General features: G+C 73.7%; 16 protein-coding genes. 8 read left to right on the forward strand and 8 right to left on the reverse strand.

The annotated features are described in order from the left end of the window. Positions 1 to 179: 179 nt before the first annotated feature. On the reverse strand, positions 180 to 779 hold the full coding sequence (locus ACIRS1_RS27900; RefSeq protein ID WP_402844696.1) for a CGNR zinc finger domain-containing protein: 600 nt from the start codon (positions 777 to 779) through the stop codon (positions 180 to 182). Positions 780 to 912: 133 nt separating this feature from the next. Here ACIRS1_RS27900 and ACIRS1_RS27905 point away from each other — a divergent pair, with 133 nt between their 5' ends. The 3 genes from ACIRS1_RS27905 (at position 913) to ACIRS1_RS27915 (ending at position 2616) form a co-directional block, all read left to right on the forward strand. Next, positions 913 to 1980 (forward strand): alcohol dehydrogenase catalytic domain-containing protein, encoded by a 1068-nt coding sequence (locus tag ACIRS1_RS27905; protein ID WP_402844698.1) that lies wholly within the window; start codon positions 913 to 915, stop codon positions 1978 to 1980. A 118-nt stretch (positions 1981 to 2098) separates the two neighbouring features. Further along, a complete protein-coding gene (locus tag ACIRS1_RS27910; RefSeq protein ID WP_402844725.1) occupies positions 2099 to 2398 on the forward strand; it encodes an alpha/beta hydrolase fold domain-containing protein in 300 nt (99 codons plus the stop codon). Further along, entirely contained in the window at positions 2395 to 2616 is a 222-nt protein-coding gene (locus ACIRS1_RS27915; RefSeq protein ID WP_402844727.1) for an alpha/beta hydrolase, read from the forward strand. Before ACIRS1_RS27910 ends, ACIRS1_RS27915 begins: the two co-directional genes overlap by 4 nt. A 91-nt stretch (positions 2617 to 2707) precedes the next feature. On the opposite strand, the gene ACIRS1_RS27920 is transcribed toward ACIRS1_RS27915, so the two are convergent. Beyond that, positions 2708 to 4030, reverse strand: coding sequence for a M48 family metalloprotease (locus ACIRS1_RS27920; RefSeq protein WP_402844700.1), 1323 nt, complete (start codon positions 4028 to 4030; stop codon positions 2708 to 2710). A 158-nt stretch (positions 4031 to 4188) separates the two neighbouring features. Further along, positions 4189 to 5091, reverse strand: a complete 903-nt coding sequence (locus tag ACIRS1_RS27925) for a LysR family transcriptional regulator (protein ID WP_402844701.1) — start codon at positions 5089 to 5091, stop codon at positions 4189 to 4191. Positions 5092 to 5281: 190 nt separating this feature from the next. Between ACIRS1_RS27925 and ACIRS1_RS27930 the strand changes: the two genes are divergently transcribed. From ACIRS1_RS27930 to ACIRS1_RS27945, 4 genes are all read left to right on the forward strand, one after another. Next, positions 5282 to 5575, forward strand: coding sequence for a DUF1330 domain-containing protein (locus tag ACIRS1_RS27930; protein WP_402844703.1), 294 nt, complete (start codon positions 5282 to 5284; stop codon positions 5573 to 5575). Between the two features lie 794 nt (positions 5576 to 6369). Next, positions 6370 to 7140, forward strand: coding sequence for a helix-turn-helix transcriptional regulator (locus ACIRS1_RS27935; RefSeq protein WP_402844704.1), 771 nt, complete (start codon positions 6370 to 6372; stop codon positions 7138 to 7140). A 258-nt stretch (positions 7141 to 7398) separates the two neighbouring features. Further along, entirely contained in the window at positions 7399 to 7782 is a 384-nt protein-coding gene (locus ACIRS1_RS27940; RefSeq protein ID WP_360215386.1) for a peptidase inhibitor family I36 protein, read from the forward strand. Positions 7783 to 7789: 7 nt separating this feature from the next. Further along, positions 7790 to 8704 carry a hypothetical protein gene (locus ACIRS1_RS27945; RefSeq protein WP_402844706.1) on the forward strand — a complete coding sequence of 305 codons (915 nt, stop codon included), beginning with the start codon at positions 7790 to 7792 and terminating at the stop codon, positions 8702 to 8704. A 269-nt stretch (positions 8705 to 8973) separates the two neighbouring features. Here the strand turns inward: ACIRS1_RS27945 and ACIRS1_RS27950 are convergent, their stop codons facing one another. Beyond that, positions 8974 to 9711, reverse strand: a complete 738-nt coding sequence (locus ACIRS1_RS27950; RefSeq protein WP_402844708.1) for a peptidase inhibitor family I36 protein — start codon at positions 9709 to 9711, stop codon at positions 8974 to 8976. A gap of 370 nt (positions 9712 to 10081) precedes the next feature. Then, positions 10082 to 11065: a hypothetical protein gene (locus tag ACIRS1_RS27955; RefSeq protein ID WP_402844709.1), complete on the reverse strand. Its 984-nt coding sequence runs from the start codon at positions 11063 to 11065 to the stop codon at positions 10082 to 10084. A 286-nt stretch (positions 11066 to 11351) separates the two neighbouring features. Between ACIRS1_RS27955 and ACIRS1_RS27960 the strand changes: the two genes are divergently transcribed. Continuing rightward, positions 11352 to 11813, forward strand: a complete 462-nt coding sequence (locus tag ACIRS1_RS27960; RefSeq protein WP_402844711.1) for a hypothetical protein — start codon at positions 11352 to 11354, stop codon at positions 11811 to 11813. A 196-nt stretch (positions 11814 to 12009) separates the two neighbouring features. Here the strand turns inward: ACIRS1_RS27960 and ACIRS1_RS27965 are convergent, their stop codons facing one another. The 3 genes from ACIRS1_RS27965 to ACIRS1_RS27975 form a co-directional block, all read right to left on the reverse strand. Continuing rightward, positions 12010 to 12426, reverse strand: coding sequence for a hypothetical protein (locus ACIRS1_RS27965; RefSeq protein WP_402844713.1), 417 nt, complete (start codon positions 12424 to 12426; stop codon positions 12010 to 12012). A 170-nt stretch (positions 12427 to 12596) separates the two neighbouring features. Further along, positions 12597 to 12944 carry a hypothetical protein gene (locus tag ACIRS1_RS27970; protein WP_402844715.1) on the reverse strand — a complete coding sequence of 116 codons (348 nt, stop codon included), beginning with the start codon at positions 12942 to 12944 and terminating at the stop codon, positions 12597 to 12599. Next, positions 12919 to 13464, reverse strand: a 546-nt coding sequence (locus ACIRS1_RS27975; RefSeq protein WP_402844717.1) for a hypothetical protein, incomplete at its 5' end; no start/stop codon positions are given. The genes ACIRS1_RS27970 and ACIRS1_RS27975, both read right to left, overlap by 26 nt.

The raw sequence follows: 13464 nt of genomic DNA on the forward strand, positions 1-13464 counted from the left end.
GCGGGTACCGGAGTGTCCAGCACTGGAGACGGAACGGCAGACCTCCCGGTCTGCGCGGGGGTGGTTGCGGCCCAACCGGCGTCCGGGGCGAAAGGGCCTGGGGACGGCTCGTCAGCACCAGCCCCACCCGTCGAGCCGGCGCCGAGTGCACGGGGCGTCGACCGTTCCCCGGGGCGGGGTCAGGAGCCGCTCTGCGACCTCGCCCGGTAGGTGCGCTTCTTGGCGAGGGCGCCGCAGGTCTTCATCGAGCACCAACGGCGGGTGCCCGCGCGGGAGGTGTCGACGAAGGGCGTGCCGCACGCGGGGTTCCCGCAGATGCGGACGCGGGTGCGGTGGTCCGAGCCGCAGAGTTCGATCAGGTCCCGCGCGACCATGGAGAGCACCGCCGCGACCGTGTCCCCGTGCCAGCGCACGGAGGCCGCGTCGGCGGAGAGTTCGGGCACGGACGTGGGCCCGGCGGCCGCGCTGTTGATCAGCGCGATGTCCTCGGGGGTGGGTGCGGCTTCGTCCGCCAGGGCCTGGCCGGTCCGCTGGATCGCCTCCCGCAGCCGTCTGGCGTGGCCCAGGTCGGCTTCGTCGCAGGCCGGCGCCACCGTGGTACAGCCGCTCTCCACGCTCCAGCGGCCCAGGTCCTCCGGCCGGGCCAGCCGTTCGAAGGGCGTGTCCGTGCCGCGATCGGCCAGGGTGCCGGCGAGGGCGAAGCAGAGCCGCGCGTCGTCGAAGCGGAAGTCGGCCTTGGCGCGTTGGCGCCCTTCGTGTCGACCGTCCTCGTCATCCATGTCCACCACTTTATGTGGTTGACATTGCGTCGAGCAAGCGCCTAGCTTTCGAGTCCACCGCTTCAACCGGTGGACATTGAGGGCCCTCGGCGTCTTCCCCCGTCGCATCACGAGCCACAAGGAGGCCGCGTCCATGCGCGCCGCAGTCATCGAAGAACTCAGCAAGCCGCTGGTCGTCCGCGACGTGCCCGACCCCGTCTGCCCGCCGGACGGCGCGATCCTGCGCGTCGGCGCCAACGGGATCTGCCGCACCGACTGGGCCCTGTGGGCCGGTAACTTCTGGACCGGCGGGCCGAGCGTCAAGCCCCCGTTCGTCCTCGGCCACGAGTTCGCCGGCACCGTCGTGGAAGTGGGCCGGGACGTCCGGGACTGGCGGGAGGGCGACCGCGTCATCTTCCCGATGAACCCCGGCGAGGGCTCCTGCGAGATGTGCCGCAGCGGCCACCAGCAGGTGTGCGAGCACGTGGACTCGCTCGTGCCCGGGGTGTCCTACTGGGGCGCCTTCGCCGAGTACGTCATGGTCCGCTTCGCCGACGTCAACCTGGTCCGGGTGCCGGAGTCCGTCGGCTTCACGGACGTCGCCGCCCTCGCCTGCCGCTACATGACCGCCTTCCACGGCGTCGTCGACCAGGCGAAGGTCCGCGGCGGGGAATGGGTCGCAGTGTACGGGGCCGGCGGAGGCATGGGCCTGTCCACGGTGGAGATCGCGGCGGCGACGGGTGCCAACGTCATCGCGATCGACATCACGGACGAGAAGCTGGAGGCCGCGCGGGCCCTGGGCGCGGTCCACACCGTCAACGCCGCCACGGACGACCCGGCGGAGGCGGTGAAGACCCTCACCGGGGGAGGAGCGCACGTCTCCGTCGACTCGGTGGGAATCGCCGAGGCCTGCCGCAACTCCGTCCTGTCCCTGCGCACGCGCGGCCGCCACCTCCAACTCGGGCACACCACCGCCGCGGAGAAGGGGGACGTCGCGCTGCCGATCGACGTCATGATGGTCAAGGAGCTGGAGTTCCTGAGCGCCTTCGGCATGCAGGGCCAGCGGTTCGGCACCATGCTGAACATGATCGCCGCCGGCCGCCTCGACCCCGGCCGGATCGTGACCCGCACCGTCGGCCTCCACGAGGCGAGCGGGGTGCTGGAGTCCCTGGAGACCTACGGGACGACCGGCGTGGTCGTCATCGACGAGTTCCGGGCCTGAGCCGACCCACCCGGCACGGCCCCTGCGGCACCCGCGATGGAAAGCCGCACCCGCGATGGAAAGCCGCCTCCGCGATGGAGAGCGGCACCCGCGATGGAAAGACACAAGAAAGTAGGCACTGGACGGTGCCCGGATCGGCATCGCGGGCCAGAGCGGTGGCGGAGGCATCGCGGCGGCCACCGCCCTGCTGGTCCGGGACCGCGGCGGCGCGGCACCGCTGTTCCAGTCGCTGACGTACCCGATGCTGGACGACCGCAACCTGACCGCGTCGAGCCACGAGATCACCGACATCGGCATCTGGGACCGCTCCACGAACGTCCTGGCCTGGCAGGCGATCCTGGGGGACCGCACCGGAACCGACGACGTCTCCCCTACGCGGCCCCCTCCCGCGCGCAGGACCTCGGCGCGCTGCCGCTGACCTTCATCGCGGTCGGCGAACTCGACTGCTTCCGGGACGAGGACCTCGACTACGCCGCCCGCCTGCGTGCCCACGGCGTCCCGGTCGAACTGCACCTCTACCCGGGCGCCTACCACGCCTTCGACCTGTTCGCCCCGCAGTCGCAGCTCGCGGCCGCCTTCCAGCAGACCTGGCTCAACTACCTCGCCCGCCGGTTCCGGGACACGTCCACCCCGTGACGTACGCCGACCGGCTCGCATGCCGGCGCAGGCCCCGACGACGTCGCTGCGGTGCGGGCGGCGTGGCCGGCGCGGGCGGTGTGCCGGTGGGTCAGCCGGCGAGGTAGGTGCGGGCGATCCGGGCGCGGTGGGGCGCGAGCTCGGCGTGGACGGCGGCGGACTCGGCGGCGTCGGCGGTGACCGCGGCCGGGACGGCGGGGCCGCGGTCGAGCAGGGCGATGCGCAGGTGCGTCGGAGGGTGGGTGGCGTCCACCGCCCGGCCCTCGCGCCGCGAGCGGCGCACCAGCCGTTCGCGTTCCAGCGGTGGCAGGGACGCGAGGTGGTTACGGAGTTCCTGCCAGAGCAGATCGGTGTCGGGCGTCGGCGGGGCCTCACGGCGGCCACGGTGCGGGCGGGACTTCACCTGCGCGCGCACCCGCAGGACGACCGTCGCCGCGGCCTCCGCGAACAGCAGCGCGTGGAGCGTCGCGATCGCGGCGCCGGTCGAGCCCGCGCGGGCGGCGAGCTCGTCGGCGCGGTACTCGGCCTGCTGGCCGGCCCGGGCGGTGAGCCGGTCGAGCAGCATGACCAGGCGCAGCACCAGCCAGGCGACGACGTGGAGGAAGGCGTTGCCGAGGTAGTCGGCCACGAGCATCAGCAGGTGGAACCCGCCCACGCCCGAGCTGCCGGCCCGCTGGCGCGGCAGGGCGAAGTGGTACCAGTGCGCGAGGGAGCAGATCGCGGACCCGAGCCAGAGCCGGCCGCGGTGGTCGCCGTTGATCCGGTGGGCGAGTTCGTGCCCGAGCAGGGCGATCCGCTGCTGGTCGTCGAGCACCTCCCAGAGCGGCAGGCCGATGGTGAGGACGGAGGTGCGGCGCAGGCCGACCACGGCCATGCTCGCGTTGAAGTCGTCGCCCACCGCGATGACGTCGACCTTCCGGGCCCCGAGCTGCTCGGCGATCCGGTCCGTCAGCGCGTACAGGGCCGGTGCCTCGGCCCGGGTGAGCACCCCGGTGCCGCGCGGTGCCCGGCCGAGCCGGGGGCGCAGCAGGAGCACGACGGCGAGGACGGCGGCGCCGACCCAGCGCAGCGGCGTGTTCCCGGTGACGAGCAGCCAGATCCCCGTGCCGGCGAGCGTGGCGGTGAGGAGGTGGACCAGGGTCGCGACGACGGTCGCGGCCAGCCAGTCGCGGCGGCTGGTGTCGGCGCGGCCGGCCATGACGTCCTGGAACACCTGCTCGGTCCGCTCGGCGGCGGACCGTTCGCGGGCGGCCCTCCTGGCGCCCTTGGCCGCCTCCTCGGCGGCCTCCTGCTCGGTGACGACGTTCCATTCGCAGGCCGGGCACCAGGTGGTGAAGCGGGGGTCGGCGTCGAGGGGCCGGGTGCAGTCCGGGCAGGTCTGCGGGCGCGCGGGGGCGACGGTGGAATTCGGCACGACGGGTGATCATGCCATGGGGCGCCGACACGACAAACCGGTATTCGGCACCCCAGACCTTCGGCAGGACCGTCGTCGTCATCACCGTGAAAGTCCGCCGGGCGCGGGGTCTTCGGCTCCGCCATCGCAGGCGTCCGTCCCGCTCGACCTCGTGCGCGTCAGTCGGGGAGCCAGTGCAGCTCGTGCGCCAGGGTCCTGGCGACGGCACGGATGCGGCGGTGCAGTGGCGACTGCTCGCGGGGGAGGACCAGGTGGATCGTCATGCCGGGCGCGCCCCGCAGCGGCCGCCAGGTGAGCCCGGCCGGCGATGTCGTGGCCGCGGTCTCCCCGGCCGGGGCGAGGGTGACCCCGTCGCGCAGGTCGCGCTGGGACATGTCGAAGGCGACTGCGGGCGTGTGGAACCGGGGGTGCGGCCGGGCGCCTCGGAACAGGGCGGACAGCTGATCGTGGATCACGGGGTTGGTCGCTCGGTCCGGGATGCGCAGCGGATACGCGGCCGCCTCGGCGATCTCGATCTCGGCGTGTTCGGCGAGCGGATGGTGCTGCGCCAGCTGGACCCCGATGCGCGCCCGCCGCAGCAGGGACCGGCGCACGCCACGGCCCGGTTGTTCACCGCGGGTGATCCCGGCGTCGATGCGGCCGTCGGCGACCGCGGGGGAGATCTCCGGCGTCGCCATCGGGACCGCGTGGACCTCGAGTCCGCTGGTGCCGCGCATCAGGCGGTCCACCAGGGCCGGTGTCGTCTCGGCCCCGGTGCTGAGGCTGTATCCGATGCGCAGTGTGCCCAGTTCACCGGCCGCGGCGCTGCGGGCGGTGTCCCAGGCCCGGTCCAGCGCCGCCAGTGCGGCCGGCGCGGACTCCGCCAAGGCCGCACCGGCCGTGGTCAGTTCGACGCTACGGGTGCTGCGCACCAGCAGGGCCGTGCCGAGGTCCGCCTCCAGCCGGCGGATCCGGGCGCTGAGCGCGGGCTGGGCGATGCCGATCCGTGCGGCCGCCCGGGTGAAGTTCAACTCCTGCGCCAGCACCAGGAAGTACCGCAGGCTCACGGTGTCCGGCGCCACGTGCCCTCCCCGGCCGATTGATAACGATCCGTTCTGAGCCTATCCCGCATCGGTCTTTCCCCCGGCCGCACATCGAGTCCTAACCTGCGGATACGGCGATTCCACCGACCGCGGTAGCCGTCGCCGGAATCGATCGAGCCGAGTGTCCATCCGACGTCGGACGTGTCCGACCGAACGCAGGAGTGTGTCCATGGCCAAGGGCTACTGGGTCAGTGTCTACCCCGCCACTTCCGACCTCGAGGGGCTGGCCGTCTACGACGGACTGGCCGGTCCGGCCGTCCGGGCCGCGGGCGGGCGCGTCCTGTCCCGTGGTGGCCGCGTCGTCGCCCGCGAGGCCGGACTCACGCAACGCGTCGTCCTGGTCGAGTTCGACAGCCTTGATCAGGCCGTCGCGGCGTACGAGAGCGAGGCGTACCAGAAGGCGCTGGCGGCCTTCCCCGAAGGCGTCGAGCGCGACTTCCGCATCACCGAAGGCGTCGACTGACCGGCGGAGCGGTCCGAGCGCCCTGGAGTCGTGCGGTGCCGCCCGGTCCTCGGCGGCGCGGGGCGGCCCCGGGCCCGGGCGCTTCCGGCCCGCCCCGGGCAGTGGGGGAGGGGAGTCCTTGGCGAGCGGCCCCTCGGCTGTCCGATTGGCCCACGGGATCGGCGCCCGATTGGATACCCGCCGGGGGCATACCTGCTGCCTAGTCTCGAAGCACACGCTGCGTCGCCGGTGCGGCGCGCGCCAACGGGAGGAAACAGCATGCGCAGGACCATCACCGGACTGGCCGTCAGATCACCGTCCCCTAGCGCCGATTCGCGATCGACGCCGTCCGGACGGAGGTGTCGGTGACCACGGTCGACCTGTTCGTCGGTGTCGGGCACGCCGTCCCCGGGGAGCCGGTAACCCCGAGGGCCGCGGCCCGGCGCCGGCCCGCTGTCCGCAGCGGCCGGGCCAAAGCCCGTCGGCGGAGCCGCGGTTGCGGTTGTCCCGCCGGGGCCGCGGCGGCCTCGGGCCCCTGCCGGATCGCGGCCCACACCGCGGCCGGGCGGCGGGCGGCGGAGCGGGGCCACCGGGCGGGCCGGAACGGGGGTCTCCGTCCTCGTGGGCTCCGGGCATCGTCGCGGACGGCGGATCACCCGCATCCGGCACGCTCGCCGGGGCGAGTCCGACCGCGACCTCCGGCACCGCGTCCGCAACGGCGGACGTTCCCCGTGCTGGTCCTGGGGCGACGGGCAACGAGGCCACCCGCCAAGGGCATTCGGCCCCGCGCCGGCATCCGCTCCGTTCAGCTGCCCGTGTCGGGTACGGGCGTCGGCACCGCGGACGGCGTGGCCCTGCCGTCGGCGCACGGTGTCGCCGGCCCGGGCAGCCGGGTCTCGATGACGTGGAACGGCGAAGCACGGAACTACGTCCTCACCGTTCCGGACTGGGCCGTCGCGCAGGCCCTGGAGCCACGCAGGGGAAGGCCGTCCACCGCCCCGGGGCGCTTCGACCCGGTACTCGACGAGCAGGACCCGCTGGTCGGCGCCTGGATCGAACTCGTCCGGGGATTCGACGAGTTCCTCGCCTCGCCGTCGATCCGCCACGCTCCGCGGGGAGCGCGGCACCGCGAGCAGCGGCACCTCGAACAGCTCCCGACCGACGGCCTGCCGGACGCCCGACGCCACTCCCGGAGCGGCGCCCCGACGGGCAGCGGCCCGGCCGCTCTGCCGCCCGCCGTACGCCGGGCCAAGGAGTTCTGCGAGGAGCACGTGCACGAGGCCGTCTCGGTGGCGGACATCGCCCTCGCCGCGCGCACCAGTCTGCCGAACCTGAGGCAGGGGTTCCGGGCCCACCTGAACACCACGCCCCGGGCGTACCTGCGCCGGCTGCGCCTCGACCACGCCCACCGCGACCTCCTCGCCATCGCCGACGGCCGGGCACAGGGCACGGTGACCGACGTGGCCTGCCGCTGGGGCTTCACCCACCTCGGCCGCTTCAGCGCGGAGTACCGCAAGTCCTTCGGACAGCCGCCGTCCGAGACACTGCGCCGAAGCCGTCGGGCGACCCAGCGGCCGGGCGCCTAGCGACCGAACGGCCGAGCGACCGAGCGCCCGCCCGCCCGGGTGCGTGAAGAGCTTCCGCGCCGCTCCGCCGTCCCAAGGTCCGCCCTGCTCCGCTATCCGAAATGCGGGAACTCCCGCCGCCACGAAAGCGGATAGCGGCGTGATCACGATCCGGAGAGGCTCTTCCCCGGAAGGCGGCCGGAAGCAGTCCACCGGCCGTCGGCACCACCGCACGAAATCCAAGGCCAACGTTCACAGCACCCTCGAAGGGACACCTCCGTGACCATCAAGTCGCGCATCGCCAAGGCCGCCGCCGCGACCGCCGTCGCCGGCGCCGCCCTCTTCACCCTGGTCGGCACCGCCCCCGCCGCCCAGGCCGCACCGTCCGGCTGCAACGCAGGCGGCCTCTGCGTGTACTGGAACGCCAACTACGGCGGCGGCGTCCAGACCGTCTACCAGGACAACAACGACCTCAGCCAGTACACCAACTTCGCCCACAGCCAGGGCGGTTCGGCGTTCAACAACGGCAACAGCTGCAACGTCGTCGTCTACGCGGACAAGAACGCCCAGGGCCAGGGCTGGATCCTCTACCGCGGCCAGGGCTGGACCCTGATCGGGGACAACCTGCCCACGATCTACTCCAACCGCTGGTGCACGGTCTGATCCAGCGATGAAGACCAGGACCACCCTCGCCCTCGCGGCGGTCCTCCTGGGCCTCGGTGCCGCCGGATGCTCCACCTCCGGCGGCACCACCCCGCCCGGGGCCCCGCCGCGCCCCTTCGGCGGCGTCACCCACTACGACGAGCAGCAGCGCGCCGCCCTGCACGACGCCGAAGAAGTCCTCGTCACCGGATGCATGCGCGAGCGCGGCTTCGACTACCGCCCCCAGGGCCTCGTCACCGGAGACCACCGCGTCGACGCCAACCCGTACGGGCTGCTCGGAGCCGACCAGGCCGCCGCCGACGGCTTCGGCGTGATCAGCACGGCGCTGCACCTGAAGCAGGCCGCCGACCCCAACCAGGAGCACGACGCCGACCAGGCATGGAAGGCCGCCCTCCTGGGGACGGACGCGCACCGGGTCACCGTCGACCTGCCCGGCCAGCAGCAGTTCTACTACAACGGCGACTCCTGCCTCACCCGGGCCCGCGACACCCTCTACGGCCCCGACTACTTCCGGCTGTTCAACACCTTCCAGGTGCTCGGCGGCAAGGTCGTCGCCGGAGTCCAGGCCGACGGCCGGTACGCCGCCGCCGAGGGCCGCTGGCGGGACTGCATGTCCGCGGCCCACCAGAGCGCCACCCACCTGGCCGACCCGGTGGCCGTGATCGACCAGCGGGTGAAGCAGGACGGAGGTGACCCGGCGAAGACCCACGACCTCATCGGCGGCGAGCTCTCCCTCGCCAGGACCTCGGCCCGCTGCCAGGACCAGGCCGGCCTCGCCGCCACCGTGGAACGGATCCAGGCCGACGTCGAGAAGACCGTGCTCGGGGCCGACCAGCCCCTCCTCGACCAGCTCCGCGGCCTGCGGCAGCAGGCCCTCGCCCGCGCGAGCCACCCGACCCCGACCCCGACCGCCACCCACTGACGGCACGACCCCCGGCCGTCCCGACCGCCACCCGGCCGTCGCAACCCGCGGCAGCGGACCACCCGCCGCCCCCACCGGCCACCCCCCGCCCCAGCGCCGGATCCCCTCCCGGGTCGTTCGGGCCGTCGCCGAGCCAGGAACCGAACTGCGGGAGAACCTCATCAGCCATCACGGGCTGCCCTTCTGGGAGTTGGGGCCGCTGGGTGGCGCGGTGGGCCGTCCCGCGGGAGGGAACGGCCCGCGGCGGGATGGTTCGGTGGTGCCCGTGCTCAGCCCAGTTGCTGGGCGTTCAGGCTCGTGAGGTGTTCCTGGGCGGGGTTCTCCTTCGGGTAGAGGAGCTGGATGTCGATGGCGAGGCCGGTGCCGGGGTCGATGGTGTGTCCGCCGCCCGCCGGGGAGCCGAGCAGGACGCTGCCATCGGTGCCGTCCCGCAGGATCTGACCCCAGAAGACGTCGGTGAAGCCCTTGTACAGCGAGGTCCCCTCAGGGAGGTCGCCGAAGCCGAGCGCCCATTTCACGACGCGCGTCTCGGCGGCGCGCACCGTGATCCGGTAGGAGTAGATCCACTTCTGGGTCTCCCAGTCCTGCCACTTGCTCAGGAAGGACTGTTCGACGATCAGGTTCCCCAGGAAGGGAGCCGCCAGCGCCGACTGCGGCTGGTCGTTCCAGGTGCCGTTCGGGCTGTCCGCCATGGCGATGCGCCGCAGGTCCGCGATCGCCGACCTGCGGTCCACCGGCAGCGAGTGCCCCCGCTGGTCGGCGGCCGAGAAGAGCGCGTTGTCCTCGTCGGTGCGGTTGACGACGCTGCTCCCACCGTCGCCGCTGTGGTCGAAGCCGTACACGGAGAAGTCGTTGACGTACGTGCCGGCCGGGATGGCCAGGATCTTGTCACCGACTCCCGGGGTCTGGCCGATGTTGAAGTTGGTGGCGCGGTAGAGGCAGAAGCTTCCCTCGGGGCACGCCTCTTCTCCCTGGCCGTAGATCAGCCGCGCGTTCTCGCCGCTCACGGTGACTGCCTTCCTGTCGACGACCGACGGGCCCGCGCGGGAGCGCCCGGACCCCTGCATCCGCTGAAGTCCTCCGGGCCGTGACGGGTCGGTGCCGGCCGGGGCCGTGCCCGGCGGCCCCGGGCACGGCCACGGAAGGTCAGGCGATACTCCCGGTGACCGTACCATCGCGATTAGTGGTCGAACGGTTTGATTCGCATGGTCGCTTCGTTCCCGATCCGCCGGTGCCGACTGCTCACTTGACGCGGCAGAGCCCCTCGGGGCGAGAGCGGGCGCAGTGCCCGCACGAGCCGCCCCGGCCACAGCTTCGCCCGGCGGGCCTTCCGGGGGCTGTGGCGTGGTCTGCGCGGTGCCGGCCGTCGACGGCCGGTCAGCCGCAGGTCTTGTCCGGGTGGTCGTGGGTGATGGCGCAGATCATCGCCTTCGCCCGGCCGTTGTTCGGGTACCGGCGCTGGAGCTCGCCCTGGAAGTCGTTCCACTGGCGGGTGATGTCCTTGACGGCCAGGTCGTAGGCGCGGTCGAAGTTGTGGCCGGCGGCCGAACGCGGGCTGTCCGCGGTGTCCTTGTTCAGCACCCCGTCGTGGGTGACGCGGTTCGCGCAGTCGGACACCGTCCCGGTGTGGTCGCGGTCCGGGTAGCAGCCGGTGGCCAGGTCGTGGGGGATGTGGCCGGTGGCGTCCTTGGCCCAGTCGGTGCGGCTCATGGCGCTGTAGCGGGCGATGGAGAAGAACGCGGGCAGGTCGGTCCTGCCCAGGCCCGGGGGGTTCCTGACGCCGACGGCTCCCGGGCCGGCCTGGTCGACCCAGTTGCTGTGGGCGTAGAAGTCCTCGATCTGGTGCCAGCCGCGGCCCAGGTCCTCCAGCACCTCGCACTTCGCCCGCCCCGGCTGGTCGTTCCACGTGCAGGCGGGGGAGAGGGAGGTCTGGGCGGCGAGGACGTGCCCGTTCGCGTCGACCAGCCGGTCCGCGGCGGCGACGGCCCGCTTGACGTTGTGGACGGAACCGTCGATGCAGTCGATGATCTCGGCGTCGGCCTGCTGGCGGCTGCGGGGGTAGTGGCCGTCGTACCGGGGGTCGAGGTAGTCGGCGTTGTCGCAGTGCAGTTTGCCGATGCCGAAGTACTCGCCGTGGTCGTTGGCGACGACGGCGCCCGAGTTCCCGTCCGCCATCGCCGTCAGCGAGTTCGGGTGCCAGCCCCCGGCCCCCAGGGCGGCCCGGGTGATCCTCTCGTGGTTCCCTCCGCTGAAGGCCTGCGCCGGTGTCGCGGCACCGAGGGCGGTGGAGCACAGCAGGGCGAGGCAGGCGGCGCCGGGGGCGAGCAGGCGCCGCCTGCGGGAGGCGGGGGCGGGATTCACGGGGTCTCCAGGGTGTGGTGGACGTCTTCGGGCGGGCGGCGCGCGACCGGGTGCGGTGTCCCGTCCCGCCCGTCGTATTAAGCATGTCCATGCCACATCAGCCTGAACCGCCGCGGAGCCTGAGGCCCGTGTGCCGGTGCCGGGCGCCTCCGCCCGCCCCGGCCGGCAGGCCTCCGCGCGGCCCTGCCCGTCGCCCGGTGGCCTCTTCGTGTACGCCTGCGTTTGCTACCATCGCGGCTCGCGCGGGCACCCGGGGGTCGCGCACGGGGGAGACGGAGCCGGATCCATGAGCGTGCCCACTGGAGTCGCACAGTTCCGCCTGGGCCACCGGGCGAGCATGACCCGCACCGAGGGGGTGCGGAGCACGACCTACCGGTCGCAGTGGCACCTGTTCCCGCTCGGCGCGAGCCGGCGCCCGGAGTCGGGGGCCGTCGTCCTCGACGTGTTCTGCGGCGACTGCCGCCTCCCCGTCAGGGTGGTGCTGGAATCCGGGCCGACCGCCGCGCAGAAGCAGCGCACCCGCAGCACGTTCGGCTGGCTCCTGCTCGCGGCGGGGATCGCCCTCGTCGTCATCGCCTGCCTCATCGGCGGCGGCGGCGCCGTCGCCGGCCTGTCGGGCGTGAGCGGCCTGCTGGCCGTGGCCACCAGCTTCGGGGTGCGCAGCGCCGCAAAGTCGTACCCGGGCGTCCACGTGGACCGCAAGCAGGTCGCCACCTCGAGCGCCCCGCACCGGATCTTCGTCAGCTGACACCGCCCGACGGCCTGACGGGCCCCGGATGAGTCCGGCCGGTCCCGGCCGCGGCCGGGACCCCGTGCGCGATGACGCCGGCGCGTCGCGCGTCAGGCCGGGCCCCGGTTCCGCGCTGCGCCCCCGTGGGCCCGTTCGCCCGCGTGTGCCCTCTTGCCCCCTGTGTGTCCGCTCGCCTGCGGGGCCGAGTGGCCGGTCAGCTGCGGCCGGTGCGGGTGAGTATGGCGGCGACGGTGCGGATGGCGGCTTCGGCGTCGGCGAGTTCGTCGTCGGTGGGCGGGACGGCGCCGAAGGCGCGGCCGCCGGGGGCGTCCAGAGCGCGCCAGTGGAGGACCGGTGTGAGGTGGCTGCTGGCGTCGGCGAGGAACCAGGCGAGGTGGCCGTGGGTGCGTGCGACGGTCGTGGCGAGGGCGGCGAGGGCCTCGCGCAGCGCGGCGAGCCGCTCGATCCTCGGCAGCGCCTCCTGGGCGTCGGCGGGGCCGACGGCGCCCGCGAGGGCCTCGGCGGTCTGCCGGGACAGCGCCGAGTCGGGCGTGCTGAGCTCCCACGTCCCGTCGGTGAGCTGGAGTTGTGCCTCGTGAACGACCTGCTCGACCGCTTTGGACATGCTCATGGCGTCACCCTATCCGCCGAACGGATCTTCTCGTCTCCGAGGGTCCGTCCCCCGGGGGCGGGTCGCCGTACGGCCCGGCGGAGCCTGGCCGGTGGAGGCCCGGCAGCAGGCCCGGTCACTCGCTCCGGTCGGTCCCCGGACCGCGACTCGGGCTGATGCGGCGGTGCCGGTCATGCCGGCATCCGCCCGCTCCGGACCGCTCCCGGCGGGCGGCCGTCCGGGGTGTGCGAGGCGTCCGGGTCCCACGGCGGGCCCGTCGCGTCGGTCGGGGCGCAGGGGCAGCCGGCTCGGTGTTCGTGGCGGCGGTGGCCGGGGTCGACCTGTGGGGGCCAGGGGTCCCGGGCGAGGCTTCGGCGCAGGGCGTCGAGGTGCGCCAGGTGGGTGTCGACGGCGTCGAGGGCTGCGGCGGACGTCCGGTGGATCCGCTGTTCGATGGCGGTGAGCCGGTCCTGGATGTGCTGCCAGCGGTCCTCGGCGGTGGCGTGGTGGTGGTCAGGCGCGGCGTCGGTCGCTGTCATCGCGGAGGTGATCGGTGTGGCGGGTGAGCTCGTCGAGGCGGTCGGCGAGGTCGGCGTGGGCCGGGCCGAGGTGGGGGCGCATGGCGTTCAGGGGTGTGACGAGGTCGGCCGGATCGGGCGTGCCGAGGGCGGTGGTGAGCGCGGTCAGCGCGGGACGGGCCCGGGAGGTGAGGCCGGGCGCGGCGGTGACCTGGGCGGCCAGCACGCGCAGGTCGGCGGCGTTGTCGCGGGCCCAGGCGGTGACCGCACGTTCGGCGGCCCGGCGGTCGCGGACGGCTTTGACCCGCTCCGCGCCGGTCTCCGCGCCGGTGGAGCCACTGTTGGCGGGGCGCAGGCGCAGGTAGCGGTTCTCGGCGGCCTGGCGGCTGGCGACTCCCATGGGGTGGGCGAGGTCGGCCCAGGTGGCGCCGGCCTCCCGGGCGGTCTCCACCAGCTGGGCTTCCCAGCCGGCGAGTTCGGCGCGCAGCTCGCGCAGCAGCACCAGGGCGGCCAGGGCCTGCTCGGGGCCTTGCTGCGCATC

The organism is Kitasatospora sp. NPDC101176, from assembly GCF_044768035.1.
Taxonomy (GTDB): Bacteria; Actinomycetota; Actinomycetes; order Streptomycetales; family Streptomycetaceae; genus Kitasatospora.

Bases quoted from the DNA above. Each gene is read 5' to 3' on its own strand.
- ACIRS1_RS27900 (WP_402844696.1), bottom strand. From the start codon at position 779: ATGGATGACGAGGACGGTCGACACGAAGGGCGCCAACGCGCCAAGGCC.
- ACIRS1_RS27905 (WP_402844698.1), top strand. From the start codon at position 913: ATGCGCGCCGCAGTCATCGAAGAACTCAGCAAGCCGCTGGTCGTCCGC.
- ACIRS1_RS27930 (WP_402844703.1), top strand. From the start codon at position 5,282: ATGGCCAAGGGCTACTGGGTCAGTGTCTACCCCGCCACTTCCGACCTC.
- ACIRS1_RS27945 (WP_402844706.1), top strand. From the start codon at position 7,790: ATGAAGACCAGGACCACCCTCGCCCTCGCGGCGGTCCTCCTGGGCCTC.
- ACIRS1_RS27960 (WP_402844711.1), top strand. From the start codon at position 11,352: ATGAGCGTGCCCACTGGAGTCGCACAGTTCCGCCTGGGCCACCGGGCG.
- ACIRS1_RS27965 (WP_402844713.1), bottom strand. From the start codon at position 12,426: ATGAGCATGTCCAAAGCGGTCGAGCAGGTCGTTCACGAGGCACAACTC.
- ACIRS1_RS27970 (WP_402844715.1), bottom strand. From the start codon at position 12,944: ATGACAGCGACCGACGCCGCGCCTGACCACCACCACGCCACCGCCGAG.